The organism is bacterium (assembly GCA_040756715.1).
Lineage (GTDB): Bacteria > UBA9089 > UBA9088 > UBA9088 > UBA9088 > JBFLYE01.
Map to the genome: position 1 here is coordinate 1 of JBFLYE010000050.1, position 11,066 is coordinate 11,066.

The following is an 11,066-nucleotide window of genomic DNA, read 5'->3' on the forward strand; positions in this document are numbered from 1 at the left end:
AGAGGTTATTTTTTATATTCTAATGGCTAAAGTTGTACGAGCATTCTTATAAATTTTAATCTGCATACGCTACATATTTTATCAAATAATGTAGCGTTAGTTAACATCTACACATCTTCTGATCCTGCCTTTTCTCTCTGGCAGAAAGTTTCATTCTGAGGTTTTAGTTTCAGCTATCCTTATAGCCTTATGAGCCAATCTGGTAGCTATTCCAGAGCGCCTCAGGCTCAGACGATAGTCTCCTTCCTCAAAGGCCTTCTCAGCTTTTCTTTGCATCTGCTTTGCCTTAAAGAGCACCTTTCCTGCCTCAAGGTTGTTGCTTTCGTTCACTATTTTGGTGGCCTTCTTGATCAGCTCATCCAGGCGAATAAGGGCCTTTTTGGCTGCCTCTTCTGGTCCACCTTCGGCTATCACTATCGCCTTAAGGGCAAATTCAGTAGCTCTCTCTATCAGTCTTAAAGCCTTTCTGTAATCACCATCCTCAATAGCCTTCTCTGCCTTCTCAGCCTCCTTCTTGGCTTTCTCCAAGACCTCAGCCGCCTCCTCATTGCCACTCTCTTCCACTATCTTTTCTGCCCTCTCCAAGAGCCTCTCTAGGCGCTCATAGGCTCTCTTTGCCCTCTCTTCCAACTTATCAGGCTTTGCGATCTCTATTGCCCGCAGGGCCAACTTGGTGGCAAAGCGAATGTGTTTTAAGGCCTTTCTGTACTTACCATCCTCAATAGCCCTTTTTGCCTTCTCAGCCTCCTTCTTGGCTTTCTCTAAGACCTCAGCCGCCTCCTCATTGCCACTCTCTTCCACTATCTCCTCTGCCCTATCAAGCAGCTCCATCAGGTGGCCGAACTCCCTCTTGGCCACCTCTTTAGGGTCAGGCTGTGAGAAAGCTGTCCCTATCCCCAAGACCATCATCCCTAAGATCATTGCCATTACCTTCTTCATCTTACTCACCTCCTCGTAGGTTTTGGAAGCTTCCACTTTACTTATAGCAAAAAGTATGCCAAAATAGATTTGCCTATTTTTCAAGGGTCTTGTGAGATGCAAGGAGATAAAAATGCACATAATGGTACAAAAGTGTTCCTAAATGCACATCTTCTTCAGCTTGGAATAGAGGGAGCGCCGGGTAATCCCCAACAGCTTGGCAGCTTTGGTCTTATTTCCCCCTGCCTTCTTGAGGGCTTCTTTGACTAGATCCTCCTCTATCTTGGCTAAAGAGAGGCCAGAGTCTGGAATCTCTAAAGAGAGAGGTCCTTTCCTTCTTTCTCTGATATAAATGGAAAGGTGGTCAGGGGTGATCATTGAGTCCTGGGCTAACACTTGCGCTTGTTCTATGACATTCTCTAACTCCCTCACATTGCCTGGCCAATCATACTCTGCCAGAGAAGAGATAGCCTCTTTTGATATCCTATCTTCCTGATGATGCAGAAAATGATAGATTAAATCAGAGATATCCTCCTTTCTCTCTCTAAGAGGAGGAAGGAAGATGGGGAAGGTGGAGATCCTGTAATAGAGATCCTCCCGAAACTCACCTTTCTTTAAGGCCTCCTCTAAGTCTTTGTTGGTGGCAGCAATGATCCTAACATCCACCTTGGTTGTCTTGACACCTCCTAATCTGACAAACTCTTTATACTGGAGGACCCTCAATAGCTTGGCCTGGATCTCAAGGGCCATCTCTCCAATCTCATCCAAAAAGATGGTTCCCTTATCTGCCAACTCAAACCTGCCTGGTTTCTCTTTTTCTGCTCCTGTAAAGGCTCCTCTTTCATATCCAAAGAGCTCGCTCTCTAAGAGGGTGGAAGGAAGGGTGGCACAATGGACAACCACTAAAGGTTTCTCACTCCTTTTGCTGTTATGGTGGATTGCCTGGGCAATCAGCTCCTTTCCTGTTCCTGTCTCCCCCCTGATCAAAACCATGGTATCAGTGGGAGCCACCTTCTCTACCAATCTCAAGAGATCCCTCATCTTGCCTGATCTGCCAACAATCTGATCAAACCTATACCTTTTCTTCAGCTCTTGCTTAAGCTCTATATTCTCCTTGATCAACCTCTTCTTTTCACCAATTCTTTTAATGAGCAGTTTCAGTTCATCTTGTTGGAATGGCTTGATCAGATAATCATAGGCCCCCTCCTTCATGGCAGAGACTGCTGTCTCCACCGTAGCATAGGCTGTGATGATGATTACCTCAGTATCAGGGGTATGCTTTTTCACCTCAGATAGGATGGTTATTCCGCTAACTTCAGGCATCTTAAGATCGCATATTATTACATCATACCCATATCTTCGGGCTTTCTCCAAACCTTCCCTTGCCTTCGTGGAGGTATCCACCTCATAACCTTCTTTGCTTAAAGAAAGCTCCAAGAGCTTGCAGATCTTGGATTCATCATCAATAATCAGTATCCTAAGCATCTTGCCTCCTGAGGGGTAATCTGATAATAAACTCACATCCTCTCCCTTTTCTGCTTTTTACCTCTATCTTGCCCTGATGAGCCTCAAGGACAGACTTGACAATGGCCAATCCCAAGCCTGCTCCCTCCTCCTTGGTGGTGAAGAATGGTTCAAATATCCTCTTTCTATCCTCTTTTGCAATCCCCTTTCCTCTATCGGCAAACCTTATCTTGACAAAATCCTTCTCTTTCTTGGTCTCAATCTCTATCTTGACCGCCTCGTCAGTGCTCTCTATTGAATTTCGGATCAGATTGGAGAATACCTCCGCTATCCTCTCTCTGTCTGCCAAGATATGGATGGCTGGGTCATAGCAGGTAGTAGCCTCTACCTTGAATCTCTTCAGCACAGAGTCAATAACCTCAGGAAGAGCCACTTCCTCTAAATTGAGGGGCTCTTTTCTGAGGTTGAGAAAACGCCTGGTAGTCTAATCTATTCTCTTCACCTCTTCTGTGATATAGTCAAAGAGCTCATCCTGTGATTCAGGATCATACCTCTCCTTCAAGGCCTCGGCTGTTCCCCTGATTATAGAGAGGGGATTCCTGATCTGGTGGGCTACTGATCCTGCCATCTGGCCCATAGCCGCCACCCTCTCTGCCTGAAGAAGAAAAGCCTCAGAGGAGGCCAGAGAAGAGATGGCCTTGATCAAGAGTAAGACCAAAAGACCCACTCCTAAAGAAGCAAGGAGAGATCCTGCCATCAGACTTCTCTTTAGCCTATCCAAAACCCCCAAGAACTGAGCTGATGCCTCTACACAGAGGATGGCCTCCTCTCCTATCGGAGCATACCCACTCTTGAAGTATAGCCCCTCAACCTGGTAGAGTTCTGAAGAAGAAACAGTCCCTGACCAAGCCTTATCAACACTCTCAGGATGTAAAGCCAGATATGGATACTCCTGACCAAAGAAGATCTCAGGCCTTGTGTCTACCAAAGACCTTCTGTTTCTATCAAAGATGAAGAGAGCCTCCAATTGATTGGCCTCCTTTATCTTAGCCAGCAATGGATAGAGAGTTTCTGCAGTTTCAGAAGAAGAAAGAAGGGAGGAATCTATCTTCAAAGAAGAGGTGGCAGCTATTGCCTTTAGTCTCTCTCCCAACTCCTGATCCAGATAATCCTTTGCCTTTAAGTAGAAGAGGAAGGTAGCTGAGTTTACTCCTAAAAAGAGGAGGAGGCTAAAGAGAAGGATCAGCTTGATCTGGGTCTTTCTTTTAGTAATCATCTTCTTCTGAAAGATAGAATCTTCAGTTCCTTCCTGCATTGGGCTACTGTTCTTCGAGCCACAGATATTCCATATTTCTTTAAGGATTGTTGAATCTTTCCATCAGTGAGTGGGGTCTTTTCTTCTTCAATAATCTTCTCCACCAAGAGTTTAAGTCTATCTTTTGAACTGAAAAAGAAGAATTTTAATGGCCTCTCTCCCCAAGGGGTCTCTACACATCGGTTTTGAATAGCCCTTGATACTGAGGAGATGGCCACCCCTAAATCTTGAGCCACCTCAGTCTCAGTAAGAAGAGAGAGATCACTCAATCTTCCGTTCTTAAGATACTTAGCCTGCTGCTCCACTATCTTCTCCAATATTTGAAAGATCAGGGTCTTTCTCGTATTGGCTAATTCAAGCTTTCTTAGCAGCCTTTTGATCTGAGAGATCTTGGCCTTATCAAACCCTTCTTCTTTTAGCCTTTCATACTCTATGATGTATTTGCCTCTGGTCATATTTTGCCAGAAGAAGCCAATGGTGAGGTCATCCTGAATAGAGGCTATCTTGGTGTAAGAAATGTAGCCTCCCCTATCTTTTGGCTGATACCATACCCCATACTGGACCTCAAAGTCTGTGATCAACTGATTGATTGCCTTGATCTGGGAAAGAGAGAGGGAAAGCTCCTTTTTAATATTCTCCAAACTTATCTGGCCATCGTTATAAAGGAAGAATCGGCAAAAATCCTCCTTCCCTATCTGCCTTATCAGCTTGATGGTATCTTCTCTCTCTGAAAGAAGTGGCTCTGGGCTTTTGGCTGGTGAATCGGAGATGAGTTCTGGTCGCAGTTCCATTACCGAGAAGGTCCTGGGAAATCTTCTATATCTGATGATCCCAAGCTCAAGGAGCTCACCAAACAATGGGTCATCCTCCAATCTCCTAACATAGTCTGCGAACTCAGCCTCTGACAGGGAGAGGAGGTCAGCGGCCAACTTAGCCTTCATCTGAAGCCCAACTTTAAGCTTCGGAGCCTGTGAAAAAGGGGACGGTTCTATTTTTTTCATCCTTTCCTTCTTGCTTCTTGGGTCTTTCTTTTGGCTTGATTACTTCCTTTATTTTATATTTTTCCTTTGTCTTTTCTTAAGAATTCTTCGTTCCCATATATTAGTTTTCTGTATGTGTTTAGGTAGACGAGAAGAAGAAAGGAAGTTAAAATGAAAGAAACGCACTAAATCCGAAAGCACAAAGCACGAAACAATATCTAAATTCAAAATTCTAAACATTAGAGTTTTCAGATATATTGTTTTGAATTTTCAATTTTAGTCATTTGAATTTGTTTTTTTGATTTCGGATTTCATTTGTTCCATTAAAGCTAAACACATACAATATTATTTACCCATTATATTTTGTGAAGAGCCAAAAAAATTTCCTAAAACTTAAACTCCAAGCTTACATAAGAGCCATAGCCGAGATAATCCCTTTCTGCCTTTACCCTGTCTTTAAAGTATGAGAGGTTAAGACCTAGTGTTCCAGATGTATTCTCTTGAATCTTGTATGTTCCAGATACATCAAATTTGTAATCGTCTTCGTTTATTTCCTGGATTTTCCCCTTTGTTTTACGCTTAAAGCTTGTATCAATTTTTCCTGTAAGGCTTAGCTTTCTCTCTAATGAGATTGCCCTTTTAATAAAAGGAATATTTAAAAACCCTGGCTTTGTATAATCATAAGTGCCAGATAGGGATGGATAAACCTCAAGGTTTTTTGTAATCACACCCGATGCCTCCTTTGAATTTGAAAATGTTGTTTTAAGAATACTCGTTGTCTTCAGGTTATTCTTCCAATCTGCATTCCATTCAAGATATGGGTTATGGGTAATGCTGGTTGATCTTTCTTGGGTTGGCGTATATTGATGACTCCAATCTATTTTATAATTTGCCTTTAAAGATGAGGATGTAAACCTCTTTGAAAGCCCTGGTTTTGCTTTTAAAAGGTCTAATGTATTGTTTATTGAGTTTGATATTGTATCAGACCATAAAAGACCATTTTCCTTCTCTTCTAATGTCAGGGTAATCTTGCTCTCTGTGGTTAAAGGCTCATAAAGCTTCCAATTACCTGTAATCCCCCAGGATCTTGTATCAGAGGAAGATGTCCTTTTTGCCTTTGAATATAAATCTCCATTTGGACCTTTTCTCTTAAACAAAAGCCCCTTATGGAAATCATTATACACGGATAGTAATGTTTTTAGGGTCTCCTCATCCTGGTCAAGGTTATCATAGCCTGCATTTGCATCCAATGTAAAGGTGGTTGAAAGACCAACACTATATTTTTTCCATTTAATCTCACCGAGGCTATTATTTATCCCTAAATGCGAGCTTGTAGATACCCTTTTTTTATAAATCCTCCTATCGGTTGAAATGTCATAATCCTCAAGGAAATAGAATTTCTTGTCAATCCTAGTTGAGGAAATCAAGGGAATAAACCTTAATTTCCCAATCTCTACCCTGTTCAGGTCATACTTTATCTCCCTATGGGTTAAAAGGAGGGCTTTATCCTCTTTTGCCTTTGCTTCTGTTTGACCAAATGACAATTTATTTCCCTCAATGGTTAGAGAGCCTTTATTGTCCCTATGGAGGATATAGGTTGATTGATTTCTGTTTTTTGTTTCATATATATATTGAGAAAGGTTTGAATCCTGCTTTTCCCTATTTTGTGTTATGCTATAATTTGTCTCTAAGGAAAAGGTTTTATAGGGAAATATACTTACAATAATTCTATCTTTTACATTATCTTTCTCTGTTTTCTGGATTATCTCATTTTCTGGAATTCCGCTATATCTTGTTTTTAAATCTTCAATGCTCTTACTTATTGAATACTCTGTTGAATATGAAGATTTTGGTAAAATCTTTGGAATGGGAATAGGCCCTTTTGGATAGAATTTTAAAACAAGGCTTGCAAGAGAAAGGTCTTTATCATTTCTTTCTAATGTGCCTGTTCCCTGCCTTCCTGGGTATTCTATATCCTCATTTGATATTTGCTTTTCTAATGAAATGTTTGAGCCAGAGAGGGATGGATGGGGTGAAAAGGAAAGGGATGTTTTCCCAGAATGTGATCTCTTCTCTTTCTCATTGGTATTTGTTTTGTTAAGATAGTCTGTTAGGCTTCCTTTTTGCTTTGTAAAGCTATATGTTGTGCTTAATGATGGGCTTGAAATAGGTATTTTAAGAAGCCTTTGGGGAAATGTATATGAATGGGAAAGGGCTCCTCCAATTTCTGAATTCATCCCTTCATTATTATTGTCAGAATAGCTATACAAAAATTCATTTTTTTTGTAATAACTTGACAAAACAGGAAACCCCTTGTTTTTCTTCTTGTTAAGGTCAAATGAGATATCAAATTTTTTATCAGATGTCTCATCAATCCCAAATTTCTGTATTGATACCTCATCAACATTCTTATAGGAAAGGTCATTTTTCTTTTTATCATAAACAAATTTTAAAAGAGGGAAAACAGAAAACCTTGTAATGCTTGTATCAAAATGGATACTATCTGCCTCTTGTCCTGAAGCTACAGGACCTATTGTCCTAAATTCTCCATCCTGTTTTGTCCTATTAAAATTAAAATTTCCCCAATTAGTCCATCCTCCAGATAAAGATACAAAATATGAATCAGCCTCCCTCTTTATAACATCAGAAAGGTGAAGTTCATTGAGCCATATCTCTCCCTGTGAAGAAGCATTCAAAATAAACCTTATTTCATTGATTCTCCCCATGTTTGGAGAGCCAATTATAACAAAATTCCCACTTTGCGTTCCCTTTTTGGTAAGTAGCTCATTGAAAATGGAAAGGTTTATGCTTATAAGGCTTAATCCTTTAGAGATTGTTCCCACATTATACTCAAAGCAATTGCTAGCATCCTGACCAAACCTTAATGAAAGGGATTGTGTTCCAGAATATCCATAAACCCAGAACCTCAAGGATTTATAAGAATTATAATTCTGTGTTCTTCCAAGTGGCTTTCTTATATAGGCAGATGAGAATGTTGCAAAATTATAGGATATAGAAAGTGCTCCCTCCTCCTTAATATCCTCCTTCTCATGGAGCTTTTTATATTCAGGGTCATTAATTAAGCTTATATAATCAGCATCATCCTTTGAATTCCTTCCCAATAGGGAAATTGTTCCTGTTCCCTTTGTTAGGACAGGCTTTTCCCAATTAGAGCCTATAATGGCTATCCTATCTATATGAAATGCTGTATTTAAAATTGATGCTGTTCCCGCATTTTTAAACCTTATCCTCATATGCTTGACAACCCTAAAGTCTACACCAGGGTCTTTTATTGGAATCTTATATAACTTCCATCCCGATACTGTATTTTTTGTATCCTGAATATACCTTTCGTCATTTACAAGGACGGTAAAAATAGATTCTCCTGTTTCAAGAGAGCCATCAGAATCAAGGTCTTCACTATCTAATTTGCCATTTTTTGCACCACACCTTGTTTCTGTTGAAAATGGAAAACCTATATCCTCGCCGGGGTTAAGGATGCCATCTTTATAAATAATATCCTCTGTATCCAAAATACCATCTCCATCACTATCCTCTGATACATTGCCAATATCAAGATAGAATTTTATTGTAGAGGATGAGGGGATATCGCTCCATACCTCAATGAATGAATAGTCAGAAAGGTCTATACCTTCCTTTGAAAGGGAGGTAGCAAGACCTACAAAGCACTCAGATGAACTTGTTCCCAGGGAGAGATTAAATGTAAGCATCTTCTGCTTATTTTGCTCCTCATCTAACCTATGTCCTCCATCTTCTACATAAGGGCCACACCTTTCTGTATAAGGAATTTGCTTTCCATCTTCATAATAAAATATCTTTCCCCTTGGTGTGTAAACCTCTCCTGAGAGAAGGCTTGAAATTTGCCAGCTGGTTTCTGTAATCCCTCCCGATACTTCATTCTCTGTATTGTCCATAGAATCAATCATCCCATAGCCATATGTATTTGGATTCTGGATAGAATGGGCAAACTCTCCTTCAAATTTAGCCGAAAGTGCTCCATTATAATCCATCTTTTCCTTTAAAAGCTCTGTAAGGGAGAGGCTTGAGTTAATATCAAATACAGAAAGTGATGTTGATGGATGGGTAACTGAGGGAGCACCCTTAAGCCCTGCACCAGATTCACCGATATATGTTCCACCAAGGGAAAAATTTGCTCCTGGCTTATACTCAAACCTTGTTCCCAAAAGGCTCTTTTGATATACGCCAATGAATGGCGCATATTCATAGTCTACCTTTATCTCGTCCTCTGGCTTTATCTTTCTATAAATTGTTAGATAACCTACCTCATAGTCAATGGAATATTCCCCTTTTGAAAGCCTATTGCCATTTATGTAAATAGCCTCACTCTCTGGAACAATATTGAGCTCATCAAGGGAGAATCCAAATTTTTCTGCAAAATAGCTTATTCTTATGGTATATTTTGATTGTGGGCTTTCTAATTTGTAGCAATTTTGGTTAGAGAGAAGGCTAAGGGTTGCTGGCTGTAGCAAAGAAAAGATATTTTCTGGATACCATGTGTCTTCATAGTAAAACCTATTATCCTTCTTTGTGGTAGATGTTGTAAAATCAAATGGAATCCTATCGGGAAATATAAGAAGCCCTAGGTCCAGGTCAAAAACATCCTTATCAATCTTGTTGTATTCTAATCTTTCATTTCCCTCCTGATCATACCTTTTATCCCTATCTAAACCAAAGATTCTAACATAGGTTAGCTCTCCTGTATCAAAGAGGCCATTGTTATTTACATCATACCAATATTTCCCTCCTGTATCCCTTATTTCAAAAGAAAAGTCAGCTGCTTCTGGATTGATTTTTCTATAAAAAAGGCTATAATATCCTTTTAGCTCAAATAATTCATAAACCTCTGGTTTTTTTATCTCCTCTGCCCTTTCATTTTTTATGATAAGGTTTGTTGTCTCAGATCCTTTTCCATCTATAAACGAGACAAAGACAACATTGTTTTCTGCGATAGGATATTTAAATGAAAGAATGCCTGTCCAATAATCAAAGGAATAATCCTCGCCTGGGAATTTTTGGTCAAAATAGCCGGTATATGAGCCAGATTTCTCATAAGTGAAACCTGTAAGAGGGATTGCAGATGTATTATTGTTCGGGTCTTTGTCATCAATGTAGAGCTTAAAAGAGCCGGGTTTTATGGGAAGATAACCCTTGTTTTTTAGCCATTCTATCCTTCCTTTATCTACCTTATCGCCTTCCATATCAATTGAGCCAAGAACCTGATAAAATCTCCTCTTTATAAACGAGGTATCCTGGATATCTGAGAAACATAATGTTGTTGTCCCTTTAAATGATTTGCTCCTTGATTCTCCCTTTTCCCTGCTTGCAATTACAGAAAGATTAAGCTTCTTTTTTAATCCAGTTGCCTTTGCAGATATTCCAAACCCAGATTTTTTGTAGCTTACAAATCTGGTTGCAGGAAGCTCTAATGCCACATCTCCAAATACTGCCTCCTGGACTACCTCTTCCTTGTCGCCTGTGTATTTTACCTCAAATGTCTTTTTGGCAGGAAGAACATCTGTAGATTTATCAGAATAGTCAACATTTACAGAGACCTTTTTCTTTACTATCCCCTTAATCTTTACCTCAAGCTCCTGGTCGATGTTTATTTGATTAGAAGTCTTCTGTTTTTCTGTTGTATTAAGAAGGCTTCTTCCAGAATATCCCATTTTTATAAATTTTCTTCCCAAAACATTTAAAGAAGATTCCTCCGGAAGGTTCCATTTTAAAGCCTCGCCTGGTTGTGTCTTAAGCCTTTCATATTCCTCTTTTGGCAAGATAAGCCTCTTTCTTCTATCCTCTGCCTCCTTTAGCCTATTGGATGCTAAGTCTGCCAATAATGTAAGATCCTCCTTTTCCTCCACCTCCCTCTTTGGTTCTTCTCCTTGAATTTCCTCTTTAAATTCTATAGTGGGTTCTTCTTTTATCTTTTCTTTTGAAAGGAGGGCTTCCCTCTCTTTCTCTAGCCTTTCTACATAAGGAGTAAGGTCTTCCTTTTCTATTTCTTCCTCTTTAAATTCAGGCTCCTCAAGATACTCAATTTTTTCCTCTGTTGTTTTGGTTTCAGGAAAATATGTTTCTTCTTCGTAAGTAATCTCTTTTTCGTTTGTTAATGAGAATGGGTTGATTCGGCAATAAGCAGGAGAAGAGAGAAGAGAGAAGAGAGAAGAGAGAAGAAGTAGGTAAGAAAGGAATTTTGAATTTTGCATTTACTTTTACTATCTAAAACACATACAGAATCTTTTTATAGTATCTTCCATTACTTAGTGCAAAAATAGATAGGGTTGTGTTTATCTGTTAAAAATTCATCCACCTTTTAAGAAATTTTGAATTCTAAATTTTGAATTTTG

Annotated in this window: 6 protein-coding genes; all 6 read right to left on the bottom strand. The window is 39.5% G+C overall.

Annotated elements, in window-relative coordinates; genetic code table 11:
- Nucleotides 1-150: 150 nt before the first annotated feature.
- Entirely contained in the window at nucleotides 151-939 is a 789-nt protein-coding gene (locus AB1397_02080; protein MEW6481780.1) for a HEPN domain-containing protein, read from the bottom strand.
- A gap of 138 nt (nucleotides 940-1,077) precedes the next feature.
- Complete coding sequence (locus AB1397_02085) at nucleotides 1,078-2,403, bottom strand: sigma-54 dependent transcriptional regulator (protein MEW6481781.1); 1,326 nt, start codon at nucleotides 2,401-2,403, stop codon at nucleotides 1,078-1,080.
- Nucleotides 2,396-2,815, bottom strand: coding sequence for an ATP-binding protein (locus AB1397_02090; protein MEW6481782.1), 420 nt, complete (start codon nucleotides 2,813-2,815; stop codon nucleotides 2,396-2,398). The genes AB1397_02085 and AB1397_02090 overlap by 8 nt, the downstream gene beginning before the upstream one ends.
- A 51-nt stretch (nucleotides 2,816-2,866) precedes the next feature.
- On the bottom strand, nucleotides 2,867-3,697 hold the full coding sequence (locus AB1397_02095) for a histidine kinase dimerization/phospho-acceptor domain-containing protein (protein ID MEW6481783.1): 831 nt from the start codon (nucleotides 3,695-3,697) through the stop codon (nucleotides 2,867-2,869).
- Nucleotides 3,655-4,698: a hypothetical protein gene (locus AB1397_02100; GenBank protein ID MEW6481784.1), complete on the bottom strand. Its 1,044-nt coding sequence runs from the start codon at nucleotides 4,696-4,698 to the stop codon at nucleotides 3,655-3,657. Before AB1397_02100 ends, AB1397_02095 begins: the two co-directional genes overlap by 43 nt.
- 365 nt (nucleotides 4,699-5,063) lie before the next feature.
- On the bottom strand, nucleotides 5,064-10,925 hold the full coding sequence (locus AB1397_02105) for a hypothetical protein (GenBank protein ID MEW6481785.1): 5,862 nt from the start codon (nucleotides 10,923-10,925) through the stop codon (nucleotides 5,064-5,066).
- Nucleotides 10,926-11,066: the final 141 nt, after the last annotated feature.